This is a genomic window from Pseudomonas sp. NY15181, from assembly GCF_048068055.1.
Taxonomy (GTDB): Bacteria; Pseudomonadota; Gammaproteobacteria; order Pseudomonadales; family Pseudomonadaceae; genus Pseudomonas.
Genome location: NZ_JBLUPT010000005.1, coordinates 1 through 17,393 on the forward strand (window position 1 = coordinate 1; position 17,393 = coordinate 17,393).

14 protein-coding genes and 4 tRNA genes are annotated in these 17,393 nt (G+C 60.0%); all 18 read left to right on the top strand.

All coding sequences use genetic code 11. The features are described 5' to 3' along the window. Positions 1-184: 184 nt before the first annotated feature. The 18 genes from birA (at position 185) to rpsG (ending at position 17,370) form a co-directional block, all read left to right on the top strand. Positions 185-1,129 (top strand): bifunctional biotin--[acetyl-CoA-carboxylase] ligase/biotin operon repressor BirA, encoded by a 945-nt coding sequence (gene birA, locus ACNFBT_RS13610; RefSeq protein WP_416750119.1) that lies wholly within the window; start codon positions 185-187, stop codon positions 1,127-1,129. Then, entirely contained in the window at positions 1,119-1,868 is a 750-nt protein-coding gene (locus ACNFBT_RS13615; RefSeq protein ID WP_416750121.1) for a pantothenate kinase, read from the top strand. The genes birA and ACNFBT_RS13615 overlap by 11 nt, the downstream gene beginning before the upstream one ends. A 9-nt stretch (positions 1,869-1,877) precedes the next feature. Beyond that, positions 1,878-2,555 carry an SPOR domain-containing protein gene (locus tag ACNFBT_RS13620; protein WP_416750123.1) on the top strand — a complete coding sequence of 226 codons (678 nt, stop codon included), beginning with the start codon at positions 1,878-1,880 and terminating at the stop codon, positions 2,553-2,555. A gap of 141 nt (positions 2,556-2,696) precedes the next feature. Beyond that, positions 2,697-2,781 (top strand) — tRNA-Tyr (locus ACNFBT_RS13625). Between the two features lie 25 nt (positions 2,782-2,806). Continuing rightward, positions 2,807-2,880, top strand: a tRNA-Gly gene (locus ACNFBT_RS13630). Between the two features lie 19 nt (positions 2,881-2,899). Continuing rightward, positions 2,900-2,975 (top strand) — tRNA-Thr (locus ACNFBT_RS13635). A gap of 83 nt (positions 2,976-3,058) precedes the next feature. Continuing rightward, positions 3,059-4,252 carry an elongation factor Tu gene (tuf, locus tag ACNFBT_RS13640; RefSeq protein ID WP_152219891.1) on the top strand — a complete coding sequence of 398 codons (1,194 nt, stop codon included), beginning with the start codon at positions 3,059-3,061 and terminating at the stop codon, positions 4,250-4,252. A 53-nt stretch (positions 4,253-4,305) separates the two neighbouring features. Further along, positions 4,306-4,381, top strand: a tRNA-Trp gene (locus ACNFBT_RS13645). Between the two features lie 44 nt (positions 4,382-4,425). After that, positions 4,426-4,794 carry a preprotein translocase subunit SecE gene (secE, locus tag ACNFBT_RS13650; RefSeq protein ID WP_275609977.1) on the top strand — a complete coding sequence of 123 codons (369 nt, stop codon included), beginning with the start codon at positions 4,426-4,428 and terminating at the stop codon, positions 4,792-4,794. Between the two features lie 9 nt (positions 4,795-4,803). Beyond that, entirely contained in the window at positions 4,804-5,337 is a 534-nt protein-coding gene (gene nusG, locus ACNFBT_RS13655; RefSeq protein ID WP_015475310.1) for a transcription termination/antitermination protein NusG, read from the top strand. Positions 5,338-5,456: 119 nt separating this feature from the next. Continuing rightward, a complete protein-coding gene (rplK, locus tag ACNFBT_RS13660) occupies positions 5,457-5,888 on the top strand; it encodes a 50S ribosomal protein L11 (RefSeq protein ID WP_024767122.1) in 432 nt (143 codons plus the stop codon). After that, a complete protein-coding gene (gene rplA, locus ACNFBT_RS13665) occupies positions 5,888-6,583 on the top strand; it encodes a 50S ribosomal protein L1 (RefSeq protein WP_275609979.1) in 696 nt (231 codons plus the stop codon). Before rplK ends, rplA begins: the two co-directional genes overlap by 1 nt. 202 nt (positions 6,584-6,785) lie before the next feature. Further along, positions 6,786-7,286, top strand: a complete 501-nt coding sequence (rplJ, locus tag ACNFBT_RS13670) for a 50S ribosomal protein L10 (protein ID WP_015475313.1) — start codon at positions 6,786-6,788, stop codon at positions 7,284-7,286. Between the two features lie 76 nt (positions 7,287-7,362). Continuing rightward, positions 7,363-7,731, top strand: coding sequence for a 50S ribosomal protein L7/L12 (rplL, locus tag ACNFBT_RS13675; RefSeq protein WP_015475314.1), 369 nt, complete (start codon positions 7,363-7,365; stop codon positions 7,729-7,731). A gap of 222 nt (positions 7,732-7,953) precedes the next feature. Then, on the top strand, positions 7,954-12,027 hold the full coding sequence (gene rpoB / locus ACNFBT_RS13680) for a DNA-directed RNA polymerase subunit beta (protein WP_416750127.1): 4,074 nt from the start codon (positions 7,954-7,956) through the stop codon (positions 12,025-12,027). Positions 12,028-12,089: 62 nt separating this feature from the next. Continuing rightward, a complete protein-coding gene (gene rpoC, locus ACNFBT_RS13685) occupies positions 12,090-16,289 on the top strand; it encodes a DNA-directed RNA polymerase subunit beta' (RefSeq protein ID WP_275609982.1) in 4,200 nt (1,399 codons plus the stop codon). 154 nt (positions 16,290-16,443) lie between these two features. Then, complete coding sequence (gene rpsL / locus ACNFBT_RS13690; protein WP_015475317.1) at positions 16,444-16,815, top strand: 30S ribosomal protein S12; 372 nt, start codon at positions 16,444-16,446, stop codon at positions 16,813-16,815. Positions 16,816-16,899: 84 nt separating this feature from the next. Continuing rightward, a complete protein-coding gene (gene rpsG, locus ACNFBT_RS13695; protein ID WP_152219902.1) occupies positions 16,900-17,370 on the top strand; it encodes a 30S ribosomal protein S7 in 471 nt (156 codons plus the stop codon). Positions 17,371-17,393 lie beyond the last annotated feature (23 nt).

Here is a 17,393-nt window from a genome sequence, read left to right on the forward strand (position 1 = left end):
CCGATGGTAGTGTGGGGTTTCCCCATGTGAGAGTAGGTCATCGTCAAGCGCCTATCCCAAAGCCCCTGATCAGCACTGCTGGTCGGGGGCTTTGCTTTTGCGCGCGGGAAAACTGGCAGCTTTGCTGCATAGGCAAGTCCGGCATGCCTCTATATGATGCGTGCCTGAATATTGCGGGGGTGATATGCAGACCTTGCTGACATTGCTGAGTGACGGCCGCTTCCATTCAGGAGAAGAACTCGGTGCTCTGCTCGGCGTGAGCCGAAGTGCCGTCTGGAAACGCCTCGAGGGTTTCGAGCGCGACTATGGCGTGGTCGTGCAGAGGGTGCGCGGCCGTGGCTATCGCCTGGAGGAGCCGCTGAGCATCATCGCGCCCAGGCAGGACTCCGGTCCCTGGCCGCTGGATGTGCTCTTCTCTATCGACTCCACTAACGCCGAGGTGCTCCGGCGACTCTCCGCGGGCGTGCCCGCGCCGTTTGCTGTTCTGGCTGAGCGCCAGACCGCGGGGCGTGGCCGGCGTGGGCGCCAATGGGAAAGTCCGTTCGGTGCCAACCTCTATTACACCCTGGGCATTAGCGTTCGTGGTGGCGCCAAGGAGCTCGAGGGCCTGAGTCTTGTGGTTGGGCTTGGTGTCGCACGTGCCATTCGCTCCCTAGGTGTTCTCGATGTCGGGCTCAAATGGCCCAACGATGTCCTGGTCGGTGGTAGGAAGATTGCGGGAATATTGCTGGAACTCACCGGAGATCCCGCCGATATCTGCAGCGTCGCCATTGGTATCGGCATCAATGTGAATATGCGCAAGGCAGAGGCTATCGATCAGCCCTGGACGTCGCTGCGCGAGGCGCTGGGTGTTCTGGTTGACCGTAACGCGCTGCTCGCGGCGTTGGAGTCGGAGCTCTCCCAGGTGCTTTCCCGCCACCGCGAGCAAGGCTTCTCCGCCAGTCTCGATGAGTGGGAGTCTCTCCATCTTTGGCAGGGAAAGCAGGTCACGCTATCCACTGCCGCCAATAATATCGTTGGGCGTGCGCTGGGCATCGATGAGCGAGGCGCCTTGCGCCTTCTCGTTGATGGGCAGGAGCAGCGTTACAGCGGAGGCGAGCTGAGCCTGAGGTTGTCTGATGATTCTTGAATTGGATTGCGGTAATAGCCTGATCAAGTGGCGTGTGGTCAGGAAGCACGATCTGGTAACGGTCGCAGGAGGCGTTGCCGATTCCGATCGGGCGCTGCTTGGGCAGTTGCAGGCGAACGGTGCCCTGGATATTCGTTATTGCCGCATGGTGAGTGTGCGTAGCGAGCAGGAGACCAATGCGCTGCGCTCCAGTCTTGAGAATGCTTTTTCCGTCTCCGTCCAGATTGCCGCGCCGGCGCAGGAGCTCAGTGGCGTGGTGAACGGCTACCGCGAATATCAGCGCCTGGGCATGGATCGTTGGCTTGCACTGGTGGCTGGGCACTGTCTTGCCGGGCGAGGTTGTCTGGTCATCGATCTTGGCACTGCAGTGACTTCCGACCTGGTGGATGCCTCGGGGCGGCACATGGGCGGCTATATCGCTCCTGGCATGCCGTTGATGCGCAGCCAGTTGCGCACGCATACACGCCGTATTCGTTACGACGATGAGGCGGCCCATGAGGCGTTGCAGAACCTGTTGCCGGGGCAGGAAACCTCTGAAGCGGTGGAGCGGGGCTGCGTGCTGATGCTGCGCGGCTTTGTGCGCGAGCAATACACCTTGGCGAGTCGTCTTCTGGGTGATGACTGTGCGGTTTACCTCACTGGCGGCGATGCCGAGCTGGTGAGGGACGAGCTCCCGCGCGCCGTGGTGCTTCCGGATCTGGTGTTCCTCGGCTTGGCGCTCGCCTGCCCGATTGAGTGAGTTTGATCGATGCGTTGGTTCTTTCTGTTCCTGCTGGCCCTGAATGTCTTCTATTACGTCTGGCATCAGCAGCAGGCGCCGCTCCGCCCCAAGGAAGTCGCTCCCCTGAGTCTGTTCCATAGCGAACAGAAGAATATCCGTTTGCTGAGTGAGTCGAGCGATGCGCCCCAGCGTCGTCCGTCTGACGAAAAGCCGGCAGCGCCGGCGTCGGCCTGCCTGTTCCTGGGGAGCTTCCCGGCCGAAGACCGTGCCCGGCTGCTGACGCAGCGACTGCTCAGCCTCGATGTGCAGGCTTCGGTGCAGACGGTGGATGCTGCGGCCGGTATGGATTACTGGGTGTATCTGCCGCCCTTGGCTTCGCGTCAGGCCTCACTGTGGCAGCTGCGTGAGCTGCAGGCGCGCAAGATCGACAGCTACATCATTACCGAGGGGGATCTCACGGACGGCATCTCGCTGGGGATCTTCCAGCGTAAGGATTCTGCGGACAGCATCGTGGAGCGCCTGAAGGGTGCGGGCTATGACGCGCTTATCCGCGAACTGGCGCGCTCGCAGCACGATTACTGGGTGCAGGTTGCCCCGGACAGCAGTCGCCTGGTGGACGACTCCCTGGTGCGTCAGTTGGCTGCGGATTTCCCGGAAATGCAAAAACAAACAATGCCGTGCAAAAACGTTGCAAGCCTTCAATAGTTTGAATAGAATGGCGCCCGCTTCACAGGGGTGACCTGAAAAGGGAGTGCACTGGAAGCCGTTGTCAAAGAGCTAAGCTCAAGTTTTTTAAAGAAAAACAGTTGACAACGCGGTGGCAGGCTGTAGAATGCCGCCTCACTCGGAGGGGTTCCCGAGCGGCCAAAGGGATCAGACTGTAAATCTGACGTCTCAGACTTCGAAGGTTCGAATCCTTCCCCCTCCACCAGTTTCAAGCGTGAGCCTCAAGCTCCGCGGGTATAGTTCAGTGGTAGAACCTCAGCCTTCCAAGCTGATGATGCGGGTTCGATTCCCGCTACCCGCTCCAAGTTTGTTGCTTATGTCTTGCTCATGTAGCTCAGCTGGTAGAGCACACCCTTGGTAAGGGTGAGGTCAGCGGTTCAAATCCGCTCATGAGCTCCATCTCGCAAAGGCAGATATGAAAATATCTGCCTTTGTTTTAATGGTGGCGTGACTTTCTCAATTCCTTACGGGAGGCGGTCAAGATGGCTAAAGAAAAGTTTGAGCGTAACAAGCCGCACGTTAACGTCGGCACCATCGGTCACGTTGACCACGGTAAAACCACTCTGACCGCTGCTCTGACCAAGGTCTGCTCCGAGACCTGGGGCGGCTCCGCTCGCGCTTTCGACCAGATCGACAACGCGCCGGAAGAGAAGGCTCGTGGTATCACCATCAACACCTCTCACGTTGAATACGACTCGCCCGTTCGCCACTACGCGCACGTAGATTGCCCGGGCCACGCCGACTACGTGAAGAACATGATCACCGGTGCTGCCCAGATGGACGGCGCGATCCTGGTTTGCTCGGCTGCTGACGGCCCCATGCCGCAGACCCGCGAGCACATCCTGCTGTCCCGTCAGGTAGGCGTTCCTTACATTGTCGTGTTCCTGAACAAGGCCGACATGGTTGACGACGCCGAGCTGCTGGAACTGGTCGAGATGGAAGTTCGCGACCTGCTGAACACCTACGACTTCCCGGGCGATGACACCCCGATCGTCGTGGGTTCGGCTCTGATGGCTCTGAACGGCCAGGATGACAACGAGATGGGCGTTTCCGCCGTGCGCAAGCTGGTAGAGACCCTGGACTCCTACATCCCTGAGCCGGTTCGTGCAATCGACCAGCCGTTCCTGATGCCGATCGAAGACGTGTTCTCGATCTCCGGTCGTGGCACCGTGGTAACCGGCCGTGTTGAGCGTGGCATCGTCAAGGTTCAGGAAGAAGTGGAAATCGTCGGCATCAAGGCGACCACCAAGACCACCTGCACCGGTGTTGAAATGTTCCGCAAGCTGCTCGACGAAGGTCGTGCTGGTGAGAACGTCGGCGTTCTGCTGCGTGGCACCAAGCGTGAAGACGTAGAGCGTGGCCAGGTTCTGGCCAAGCCGGGCACCATCAAGCCGCACACCAAGTTCGAGTGCGAAGTGTACGTGCTGTCCAAGGAAGAAGGTGGTCGTCACACCCCGTTCTTCAAGGGCTACCGTCCGCAGTTCTACTTCCGTACCACCGACGTAACCGGCAACTGCGAACTGCCGGAAGGCGTTGAGATGGTAATGCCGGGCGACAACGTGAAAATGGTTGTTACCCTGATCGCTCCGATCGCCATGGAAGATGGCCTGCGCTTCGCGATCCGCGAAGGCGGCCGTACCGTTGGTGCCGGCGTGGTTGCCAAGATCATCGAATAATCGATTGATCTTTTCTCCTCAGGCCGGCATAATGGTCGGCCTGACTTTGTTCTAGGCCAGTAGCTCAATTGGCAGAGCGGCGGTCTCCAAAACCGCAGGTTGGGGGTTCGATTCCCTCCTGGCCTGCCAGATTCCTCAAGATCTGGCACTTCTTTAAACGGGATTCCTAGCAGATGAATGCGAAGGTAGAAGCCAAAGAGTCGCGTCTTGATCTCTTGAAGTGGCTTGTGGTTGCGGTGCTGGTTGTGGTGGCGGTGGTTGCCAACCAGTATTACTCGGCGCAACCGATCTTCTATCGCGTTCTCGGTATTCTCGTGATGGCGGCTGCTGCAGGTTTCACTGCGCTGCAGACCGTCAAGGGGCGTGCATTCTTTACTCTGGCTAAAGAGGCTCGCGCCGAGATTCGCAAGGTTGTATGGCCGTCTCGTCAAGAGACAACTCAGACCACGCTGATCGTAGTGGCAGTAGTGCTGGTAATGGCGCTGGTGCTTTGGGGGCTCGACTCCCTGCTGGGTTGGCTGGTTTCCATGATCGTAGGTTAAGGGTGTTCCGTGGCTAAGCGTTGGTACGTTGTGCATGCCTACTCGGGTTACGAGAAGCATGTCATGCGCTCGCTGATCGAGCGGGTCAAACTGGCCGGCATGGAAGACGGGTTTGGTGAGATTCTCGTCCCCACCGAAGAAGTCGTGGAGATGCGGAACGGCCAGAAGCGCAAGAGTGAGCGCAAGTTCTTCCCTGGCTATGTCCTGGTGCAGATGGAAATGAACGAGGGTACTTGGCACCTGGTCAAGGATACTCCTCGCGTCATGGGCTTCATTGGTGGTACTGCCGACAAGCCGGCGCCGATCACCGATAAGGAAGCCGATGCCATTCTGCGTCGCGTTGCCGACAGCGGCGACAAGCCGAAGCCGAAGACCCTGTTCGAGCCGGGCGAGACTGTTCGCGTCATCGATGGTCCGTTCGCTGACTTCAATGGCGTCGTCGAAGAAGTTAACTACGAAAAGAGTCGCATCCAGGTCGCTGTGCTCATTTTCGGTCGCTCTACCCCGGTAGAGCTGGAGTTCAGCCAGGTAGAGAAAGTCTAACCGGCACAATGAATCCCACACCCCGCAGCCCTAGGCTGCGGGGTTTTGTCGTCATTGGGATAAACGCGATAGCAACCGGGGAGCCCGTCAGGGCGCTTGACCCGCATTTGGAGTAGCAAATGGCTAAGAAAATCACGGCTTACATCAAGCTGCAAGTTAAGGCCGGCCAGGCCAACCCGTCGCCGCCCGTAGGCCCCGCTCTGGGTCAGCACGGCGTGAACATCATGGAATTCTGCAAGGCGTTCAACGCCAAGACCCAAGGCCAAGAGCCGGGTCTGCCGACTCCTGTGATCATCACCGTTTACAGCGACCGTAGCTTCACCTTTGAAACCAAGAGCACCCCGGCTGCCGTTCTGCTGAAAAAAGCAGCTGGCATCACCAGCGGTTCCGCTCGTCCGAACTCTCAGAAAGTCGGCACCGTTACCCGTGCCCAGCTGGAAGAGATCGCCAAGGCCAAGCAGGCTGACCTGACCGCTGCTGACCTGGACGCTGCCGTACGCACCATTGCTGGCTCCGCGCGCAGCATGGGCCTGAACGTGGAGGGTGTGTAATGGCTAAGCTGACCAAGCGTCAAAAGGCTATCGCCGAGAAGGTTGAAGCTGGCAAGCAATACGGCTTCGAAGATGCCGCCAAGCTGCTGGCCGAGCTGTCGACCATCAAGTTCAAGGAGTCCGTGGACATCGCCATCAATCTGGGCGTCGATCCGCGTAAATCCGACCAGGTCGTACGTGGCGCCACCGTTCTGCCGAACGGTACCGGCAAATCCGTACGCGTTGCCGTCTTCACCCAGGGTCCGGGCGCTGAAGCTGCTCTGGCTGCCGGTGCTGACAAGGTCGGTATGGACGAACTGGCTGCCGAAATGAAGGCCGGCGACCTGAACTACGACGTCGTCATCGCTTCCCCGGACGCCATGCGCGTTGTCGGCCAGCTGGGCCAGGTTCTCGGCCCGCGCGGTCTGATGCCGAACCCGAAAGTCGGCACCGTGACCCCGGACGTTGCTACCGCCGTCAAGAACGCCAAGGCCGGTCAGGTACGTTTCCGTACCGACAAGAACGGCATCATCCACGCTTCTGTTGGCAAGATCGACTTCGAGCCGGCCAAGCTGAAGCAGAACGTGGAAGCGCTGCTGAGCGATCTGAAGCGTCTGAAGCCGTCCTCCTCGAAGGGCGTGTACGTTCAGCGCGTAACCCTGAGCACCACCATGGGCCCGGGTCTGCAGATCGATCAGGCTTCGCTGGAAGGCTGATGAACTAAGTCGAACAGTGGGTTCGCCCACTGTTCGCAGGTATTGGGGTCCCTGCCTGGCGGGGGCTGTCCAAGACCGTAGGCGGCGCAAGCCTTAAACCTCAAGCCTACGCAGATGGTGCTCCCGATTCGTTAACCGAATCAGACACCAAAACGCCGTCCGGCTCCGGCTGGACGAATCGGTAACATCCAGGAGTAAACCCGTGGCAATTAAACTCGAAGACAAGAAGGCCATCGTCGCTGAAGTCAACGAGGCTGCCAAAGCCGGTCTGTCCGCTGTCGTGGTTGATGCACGCGGCGTGACTGTCGGCGCTATGACCGGACTCCGTAAAGAGGCCCGCGCAGCTGGTGTGTACGTGAAAGTCGTACGTAACACCCTGCTTAAGCGCGCCGTTGAAGGCACTCAGTTTGAAGTGCTCAACGACGTGTTCAAGGGCCCGACCCTGATTGCTTTCTCCAACGAACATCCGGGCGCTGCCGCTCGTATCTTCAAGGAGTTTGCCAAGGGTCAGGACAAGTTCGAGATCAAGGCGGCCGCGTTCGAGGGTCAGTTCCTCGCAGCCAATCAGATCGACGTGCTGGCGACCCTGCCGACCTACAACGAAGCTGTTGCACAGCTGATGAGCGTGATCCAAGGCGCTACCAGCAAGCTGGCTCGTACTCTGGCGGCAATTCGCGATCAGAAAGAAGCTACCGCAGCCTAAGGCTCGGGATCTGCTTTCAACCTTTTTTGTTTAATTCGATGGCCTTAGGCCGTCACCCAATACAGGAATTAGAGTCATGGCTCTGACCAACGAAGACATCATCTCCGCCGTATCCGAAATGTCCGTCATGCAGATCGTTGAACTGATCAAGGCGATGGAAGAGAAGTTCGGCGTTACCGCTGCTGCCGCTGTTGCTGCTGGCCCGGCTGTTGCCGCTGCCGCTGCTGAAGAGCAGACCGAGTTCACCATCGTCCTGGCCGAAGCTGGCGACAAGAAAGTGAACGTGATCAAGGTCGTTCGTGAACTGACCGGCCTGGGCCTGAAAGAAGCCAAGGCTGTCGTTGACGGCGCCCCGGGCGTGGTCAAGGAAGGCGCTTCGAAAGAAGAAGCCGAAGCTGCCAAGAAAGCCCTGGAAGAAGCAGGCGCCAAGGTCGAGCTCAAGTAAGCTCAGACCTTGCGTCTACAGCCCGAGCGTTAAGCGACAGGCTGATGGCTGGTGGCAACTGCCACCGGCCTTTTTCCGTTATGGGTGGGGTGCCGTGGGTGCCCCTCCATAACGCGAAAACCCCGCCCGAGTGGCGGCGCAAACCAAGGGTTTGCACGATTTTTGGGCTGCTCCCTGCGAGGGAGAGGCCAAACAAGCAGGTGACCAAGCTGGGGAACGCTGATGGCTTACTCATACACTGAGAAAAAACGTATCCGCAAGGACTTTAGCAAGTTGCCGGACGTCATGGATGTGCCGTATTTGCTGGCCATCCAGCTGGATTCCTATCGCGAATTCCTGCAGGCCGGCGCGAGCAAGGACCAGGTTCGAGACATCGGCCTGCATGCGGCCTTCAAGTCCGTTTTCCCGATTATCAGCTATTCCGGCAATGCTGCCCTGGAATACGTCGGCTACCGTCTGGGTGAGCCGGCATTCGACGTCAAGGAATGCGTGCTGCGCGGCGTGACCTTCGCTGTCCCGCTGCGTGTGAAAGTGCGCCTGATCATTTTCGACAAAGAATCGTCGAACAAAGCGATCAAGGACATCAAGGAACAGGAAGTCTACATGGGGGAAATCCCCCTGATGACCGAGAACGGTACCTTCATCATCAACGGTACCGAGCGCGTCATCGTTTCCCAGCTGCACCGTTCCCCGGGTGTGTTCTTCGACCACGACCGTGGCAAGACCCACAGCTCCGGCAAGCTGCTGTACTCCGCTCGTATCATTCCTTACCGCGGTTCCTGGCTGGACTTCGAGTTCGATCCGAAGGACTGCGTATTCGTCCGTATCGACCGTCGCCGCAAGCTGCCGGCGTCTGTCCTGCTGCGTGCGCTGAACTACAGCACCGAGGAAATCCTCAACGCCTTCTATGACACCAACGTCTTCCAGATCAAGGGCGAGACCCTGAACCTGGAACTGGTGCCGTCGCGTCTGCGTGGTGAGATCGCCAGCTTCGATATCAAGGATGCCAGCGGCAAGGTCATCGTCGAAGCGGGTCGTCGTATCACCGCACGCCACATCAACCAGCTCGAGAAGGCTGGCATCACCCAGCTGGAAGTGCCGTTCGACTACCTGATTGGCCGTACCGTAGCCAAGGCCGTCGTGCACCCGGCGACTGGCGAGATCATCGCCGAGTGCAACACCGAGCTGACCGTCGACGCCCTGGCCAAGATCGCCAAGGCCCAGGTCGTACGGATGGAAACTCTGTACACCAACGACATCGACTGCGGTCCGTTCATCTCCGACACGCTGAAGATCGATTCCACCAGCAACCAACTGGAAGCGCTGGTCGAGATCTATCGCATGATGCGTCCTGGTGAGCCGCCGACCAAGGAAGCTGCCGAGACCCTGTTCGGCAACCTGTTCTTCAGCGCCGAGCGTTACGACCTGTCCGCCGTTGGCCGCATGAAGTTCAACCGCCGCATCGGTCGTACCGAGATCGAGGGGCCGGGCGTACTGAGCAAGGAAGACATCGTCGAGGTCCTCAAGACCCTGGTTGCCATCCGTAACGGTAAAGGCATCGTCGACGACATCGACCACCTGGGTAACCGTCGTGTCCGTTGCGTCGGCGAGATGGCCGAGAACCAGTTCCGCGTTGGCCTGGTGCGTGTAGAGCGCGCGGTCAAGGAACGTCTGTCGATGGCCGAAAGCGAAGGCCTGATGCCGCAGGACCTGATCAACGCCAAGCCGGTGGCTGCCGCGATCAAGGAGTTCTTCGGCTCCAGCCAGCTGTCGCAGTTCATGGACCAGAACAACCCGCTCTCCGAGATCACCCACAAGCGCCGCGTCTCCGCACTCGGCCCAGGTGGTCTGACCCGTGAGCGTGCGGGCTTCGAGGTCCGTGACGTACACCCGACCCACTACGGCCGCGTGTGCCCGATCGAAACCCCTGAAGGTCCGAACATCGGTCTGATCAACTCCCTGGCGACCTATGCCCGCACCAACAAGTACGGCTTCCTGGAAAGCCCGTACCGCGTGGTGAAGGAAGGTCTGGTCAGCGACGAGATCGTCTTCCTGTCCGCAATCGAAGAGGCTGACCACGTCATCGCTCAGGCGTCCGCGACCCTGAACGAAAAAGGCCAGCTGATCGACGAACTGGTAGCCGTACGTCACCTGAACGAATTCACCGTGAAGGCGCCGGAAGACGTTACCCTCATGGACGTTTCGCCGAAGCAGGTCGTTTCCGTCGCTGCCTCGCTGATTCCGTTCCTCGAGCACGACGACGCCAACCGTGCACTCATGGGTTCGAACATGCAGCGTCAGGCTGTACCGACCCTGCGCGCCGACAAGCCGCTGGTAGGTACCGGCATGGAGCGCAACGTCGCCCGTGACTCCGGTGTCTGCGTGGTTGCACGTCGTGGCGGTGTGATCGACTCCGTCGACGCCAGCCGTATCGTGGTCCGTGTGAACGACGACGAAGTCGAGACTGGCGAAGCCGGCGTCGACATCTACAACCTGACCAAGTACACCCGTTCCAACCAGAACACCTGCATCAACCAGCGTCCGCTGGTGCAGAAGGGTGACAAGGTTTCGCGCAGCGACATCCTGGCCGACGGTCCGTCCACCGACATGGGTGAACTGGCTCTGGGGCAGAACATGCGCGTAGCGTTCATGCCCTGGAACGGCTTCAACTTCGAAGACTCCATCTGCCTGTCCGAGCGCGTGGTCCAGGAAGATCGTTTCACCACGATCCACATCCAGGAACTGACCTGCGTTGCCCGTGACACCAAGCTCGGCCCAGAAGAAATCACCGCGGACATCCCGAACGTGGGTGAGGCTGCGCTGAACAAGCTGGACGAAGCTGGCATCGTCTACGTCGGCGCCGAAGTACAGGCCGGCGACATCCTGGTCGGCAAAGTCACCCCGAAAGGCGAGACCCAGCTGACTCCGGAAGAGAAGCTGCTGCGCGCGATCTTCGGTGAGAAGGCGTCCGACGTGAAGGACACCTCCCTGCGCGTGCCGACTGGCACCAAGGGCACCGTCATCGACGTACAGGTCTTCACCCGTGATGGTGTGGAGCGCGACAGCCGCGCGCTGTCCATCGAGAAGATGCAGCTGGACGAGATCCGCAAGGACCTGAACGAAGAGTTCCGCATCGTCGAAGGCGCGACCTTCGAGCGTCTGCGTTCCGCTCTGGTCGGTGCCAAGGCCGACGGCGGTCCTGCCCTGAAGAAAGGCGCAGAGATCACCGACGAGTACCTGGACGGTCTCGAGCGTGGCCAGTGGTTCAAGCTGCGCATGGCGGAAGACGCTCTGAACGAGCAGCTGGAGAAGGCCCAGGCCTACATCAGCGACCGCCGTCAGATGCTCGACGACAAGTTCGAAGACAAGAAGCGCAAGCTGCAGCAGGGCGACGACCTGGCTCCGGGAGTACTGAAGATCGTCAAGGTCTACCTGGCCATCAAGCGCCGCATCCAGCCGGGCGACAAGATGGCGGGCCGCCACGGTAACAAGGGTGTGGTCTCCGTGATCATGCCGGTCGAAGACATGCCGCACGACGTCAACGGTACTCCGGTGGACATCGTTCTGAACCCGCTGGGCGTACCGTCGCGTATGAACGTCGGTCAGATCCTCGAAACCCACCTGGGCCTCGCGGCCAAGGGCCTGGGCGAGAAGATCAACCGCATGCTCGAAGAGCAGCGCAAGATCGCCGAACTGCGTGCCTTCCTGAACGAGATCTACAACGAGATCGGTGGCCGCCAGGAGAACCTGGACGAGCTGAACGATAACGAGATCATCGCTCTGGCCAACAACCTCAAGGGCGGCGTGCCCATGGCTACCCCGGTATTCGACGGTGCCAAGGAACGCGAGATCAAGGCCATGCTGAAGCTGGCCGATCTGCCGGAGAGCGGCCAGATGCGTCTGTTCGATGGCCGCACCGGCAATCAGTTCGAGCGTACGACCACCGTTGGTTACATGTACATGCTCAAGCTGAACCACCTGGTCGATGACAAGATGCACGCACGTTCCACCGGCTCCTACAGCCTGGTTACCCAGCAGCCGCTGGGTGGTAAGGCGCAGTTCGGTGGCCAGCGTTTCGGGGAGATGGAGGTCTGGGCGCTGGAAGCCTACGGTGCCGCCTACACCCTGCAGGAAATGCTGACCGTGAAGTCGGACGACGTGAACGGCCGTACCAAGATGTACAAGAACATCGTGGACGGGGATCACCGCATGGAGGCCGGCATGCCCGAGTCCTTCAACGTGCTGATCAAAGAGATCCGCTCGCTCGGCATCGATATCGAACTGGAAACCGAATAACACGTGACGCTAAAACGGTGCGGCGGTGAGCCGCCGCACCGGGTCCGTGAGGAGGAAAGGCCTTGAAAGACTTGCTCAATCTGTTGAAAAACCAGGGTCAAATCGAGGAGTTCGATGCCATCCGTATTGGTCTGGCCTCGCCCGAGATGATTCGTTCCTGGTCCTTCGGCGAAGTTAAGAAGCCGGAGACCATCAACTACCGTACCTTCAAGCCGGAGCGCGATGGCCTGTTCTGCGCCAAGATCTTCGGCCCGGTGAAGGACTACGAGTGCCTGTGCGGTAAGTACAAGCGCCTCAAGCACCGCGGTGTGATCTGCGAGAAGTGCGGCGTCGAAGTCGCGCTGGCCAAGGTGCGCCGTGAGCGCATGGGCCACATCGAACTGGCCTCGCCGGTCGCCCACATCTGGTTCCTGAAGTCCCTGCCGTCCCGTATCGGCCTGCTGCTGGACATGACCCTGCGTGACATCGAGCGCGTGCTCTATTTCGAGAGCTACGTGGTGATCGATCCGGGCATGACCACCCTGGAAAAGGGCCAGCTGCTGAACGACGAGCAGTACTTCGAAGCCCTCGAAGAGTTCGGTGACGACTTCGACGCCCGCATGGGTGCGGAAGCCGTTCGCGAGCTGCTCAACGCTATCGATCTGGAGCACGAGATCGGCCGCCTGCGCGAAGAGATTCCGCAGACCAACTCGGAAACCAAGATCAAGAAGCTGTCCAAGCGCCTGAAGCTGATGGAAGCCTTCCAGGGCTCCGGCAACCATCCGGAGTGGATGGTGCTGACCGTCCTGCCGGTGCTGCCGCCGGACCTGCGTCCGCTGGTTCCGCTGGATGGCGGACGCTTCGCGACCTCGGATCTGAACGATCTTTACCGTCGCGTGATCAACCGTAACAACCGTCTGAAGCGCCTGCTCGACCTGGCTGCTCCGGACATCATCGTGCGCAACGAAAAGCGCATGCTGCAGGAAGCCGTCGACGCCCTGCTGGACAACGGCCGTCGCGGCCGTGCCATCACCGGCTCGAACAAGCGCCCGCTGAAGTCCCTGGCCGACATGATCAAGGGCAAGCAGGGTCGCTTCCGTCAGAACCTGCTCGGCAAGCGCGTGGACTACTCCGGCCGTTCGGTAATTACCGTAGGTCCGACCCTGCGTCTGCACCAGTGCGGTCTGCCGAAGAAAATGGCCCTGGAGCTGTTCAAGCCGTTCATCTTCGGCAAGCTGGAAGGTCGTGGCATGGCCACCACCATCAAGGCCGCCAAGAAGATGGTCGAGCGCGAGCTGCCGGAAGTGTGGGACGTTCTCGCCGAGGTGATCCGCGAGCATCCCGTACTGCTGAACCGTGCGCCGACCCTGCACCGTCTGGGCATCCAGGCGTTCGAACCGGTACTGATCGAAGGTAAAGCCATCCAGCTGCACCCGCTGGTCTGCGCCGCGTACAACGCCGACTTCGACGGTGACCAGATGGCCGTGCACGTTCCGCTGACCCTCGAGGCTCAGCTGGAAGCGCGCGCGCTGATGATGTCCACCAACAACATTCTGTCGCCCGCCAACGGCGAGCCGATCATCGTTCCGTCGCAGGACGTGGTAATGGGTCTGTACTACATGACCCGTGAAGCGATCAACGCGAAGGGCGAGGGCATGGCTTTCGCAGACCTGCAGGAAGTTGACCGCGCGTACCGCAGCGGTCAGGTGTCCCTGCACGCCCGCGTGAAAGTGCGCATCAACGAGAAGATCAAGAACGAAGACGGCTCCCTGACCGCCAACACCCGCATCGTCGACTCCACCGTCGGCCGTGCGCTGCTGTTCCAGGTTGTCCCGGCCGGCCTGCCCTTCGACGTGGTCAACCAGTCGATGAAGAAGAAGGCGATCTCCAAGCTGATCAACCACTGTTACCGCGTGGTAGGTCTGAAGGACACCGTCATCTTCGCTGACCAACTGATGTACACCGGCTTCGCCTACTCGACCATCTCCGGTGTGTCGATCGGCGTGAACGACTTCGTCATCCCGGACGAAAAGGCCCGCATCATCGATGCCGCCACCGAGGAAGTGAAGGAGATCGAGAGCCAGTACGCCTCCGGCCTGGTAACCCAGGGCGAGAAGTACAACAAGGTGATCGACCTCTGGTCCAAGGCCAACGACGAAGTGTCCAAGGCGATGATGGCCAACCTCTCGAAAGAGAAGGTGACCGATCGCGAGGGCAAGCAGGTCGACCAGGAGTCCTTCAACTCCATGTACATGATGGCGGACTCCGGTGCGCGGGGTTCCGCGGCCCAGATCCGTCAGCTGGCCGGTATGCGTGGTCTGATGGCCAAGCCGGACGGCTCCATCATCGAGACCCCGATCACCGCGAACTTCCGTGAAGGCCTGAACGTACTCCAGTACTTCATCTCCACTCACGGTGCTCGTAAGGGGCTGGCGGATACCGCACTGAAGACCGCGAACTCCGGTTACCTGACTCGTCGTCTCGTCGACGTGGCCCAGGACCTGGTAGTGACCGAGATCGACTGCGGCACCGAGCATGGCCTGGTAATGTCGCCGCACATCGAAGGCGGCGACGTGGTAGAGCCGCTGGGTGAGCGTGTACTCGGCCGCGTGATTGCTCGCGACGTGTTCAAGCCGGGCAGCGACGACGTGATCGTCGAAGCTGGCACCCTGATCGACGAGAAGTGGGTCGATTTCCTCGAGCAGATGAGCGTCGACGAAGTCGTTGTTCGTTCGCCGATCACCTGCGAAACCCGTCATGGCATCTGCGCCATGTGCTACGGCCGCGATCTGGCCCGTGGTCACCGCGTGAACATCGGTGAGGCTGTCGGCGTTATCGCTGCCCAGTCGATCGGTGAGCCGGGTACTCAGCTGACCATGCGTACCTTCCACATCGGTGGTGCGGCCAGCCGTACTTCCGCCGTGGACAACGTCCAGGTCAAGAACGGCGGCACCATCCGCCTGCACAACCTGAAGCACGTAGAGCGTGCCGACGGCGCCCTGGTAGCGGTTTCCCGTTCCGGTGAGCTGGCGGTGGCCGACGACTTCGGTCGTGAGCGCGAGCGCTACAAGCTGCCGTACGGTGCTGTGATTTCCGTGAAGGAAGGTGACAAGGTCGACCCGGGCGCCATCGTCGCCAAGTGGGACCCGCACACCCACCCGATCGTCACCGAGATGGACGGCACCGTGGCCTTCGTGGGCATGGAAGAGGGCATCACCATCAAGCGCCAGACCGACGAACTGACCGGTCTGACCAACATCGAGGTGATGGATCCGAAGGATCGTCCGGCTGCCGGCAAGGACATCCGTCCGGCCGTGAAGCTGATCGACGCCGCAGGCAAGGATCTGCTGCTGCCGGGTACCGACGTACCGGCCCAGTACTTCCTGCCGGCGAACGCCCTGGTCAACCTCAACGATGGCGCGAAAGTGCGTATCGGTGACGTTATCGCGCGTATCCCGCAGGAAACCTCGAAGACCCGCGACATCACCGGTGGTCTGCCGCGCGTTGCCGACCTGTTCGAAGCTCGTCGTCCGAAAGAGCCTTCGATCCTGGCGGAAATCAGCGGCACCATCTCCTTCGGCAAGGAAACCAAGGGTAAGCGCCGCCTGGTCATCACTCCCACCGACGGTAGCGATCCGTACGAGGAGCTGATTCCGAAGTGGCGTCACCTGAACGTGTTCGAAGGTGAACAGGTAAGCCGTGGTGAAGTGATCTCCGACGGCCCGAGCAACCCGCACGACATCCTCCGTCTGCTGGGTGTGAGCTCGCTGGCCAAGTACATCGTCAACGAGATCCAGGACGTTTACCGTCTGCAGGGCGTGAAGATCAACGACAAGCACATCGAGACCATCCTGCGTCAGATGCTGCGCAAGGTCGAAGTGGCCGAGTCGGGCGATTCGTCCTTCATCAAGGGCGACCAGGTCGAGCTGGTTCACGTACTGGAAGAGAACGAAGTGCTGGGTACCCAGGACAAGTTCCCGGCCAAGTACGAGCGCGTTCTGCTGGGTATCACCAAGGCCTCGCTGTCCACCGAGTCGTTCATCTCGGCGGCCTCCTTCCAGGAGACCACCCGCGTCCTCACCGAGGCGGCGGTCACCGGCAAGCGCGACTTCCTGCGCGGCCTGAAGGAAAACGTGGTCGTGGGTCGTCTGATCCCGGCAGGTACCGGCCTTGCTTACCACAGTGAGCGCAAGCGTCAGCGCGATCTCGGCAAACCGCAGCGCGTCAGCGCGAGCGAAGCCGAAGCCGCACTGGCCGAAGCGCTCAATCTGAGCGGTAACTAAGCCTCAAACAAAGCCCCGGTTGTCTTGACAACCGGGGCTTTGTCTTGACGGTGTACAGGAAGCTCATTAGTATCTTGTACCCCGAAAATTGGCAGGGCTCACGCTCTGCCCATTTTCGTTTTTAAGTGTCGTAAGACAATCAGTGGAGCTATAGATGGCAACTATCAACCAGCTGGTGCGCAAGCCGCGCAAGCGCCTGGTAGACAAGAGCGGCGTTCCTGCCCTGCAGAACTGCCCTCAGCGTCGCGGCGTATGCACCCGCGTATACACCACCACCCCGAAGAAGCCGAACTCCGCACTGCGTAAAGTGTGCCGTGTTCGTCTGACCAACGGTTTCGAGGTTTCCTCGTACATCGGCGGTGAAGGTCACAACCTGCAAGAGCACAGCGTAGTGCTGATCCGCGGCGGTCGTGTAAAGGACCTCCCGGGTGTGCGTTACCACACCGTGCGCGGTTCGCTGGATACCTCCGGCGTTAAAGACCGTAAGCAGGGTCGTTCGAAGTACGGCGCGAAGCGTCCGAAGTAATTTTGTTTTCCTATTTTCTGAGTCGATAAGAGTAAGGTCGGGCATCGTCCCGGGCTAACCTGAAGACCGTTTGAGGGCTTATCAATGCCAAGACGTCGTGTAGCGGCCAAACGTGAGATCCTGGCCGATCCGAAATACGGAAGCCAGATTCTGGCGAAGTTCATGAACCACGTGATGGAGAGCGGCAAGAAAGCCGTTGCCGAGCGTATCGTTTACGGTGCTCTGGACAAGGTCAAAGAGCGCGGTAAAGCCGACCCCCTGGAACTCTTCGAAAAAGCACTCGACGCCATCGCTCCGCTGGTCGAAGTGAAGTCCCGCCGTGTTGGCGGTGCTACCTACCAGGTTCCGGTCGAAGTACGCCCGTCCCGTCGTAATGCTCTGGCCATGCGTTGGCTGGTGGACTACGCCCGCAAGCGTGGCGAGAAGTCCATGGCTCTGCGCCTCGCTGGCGAACTGATGGACGCCGCTGAAGGTAAAGGCGCCGCCGTCAAGAAGCGTGAAGACGTGCACCGTATGGCTGAAGCCAACAAAGCGTTCTCGCACTACCGCTTCTAATTACGGCAACAACACTTCTGCGA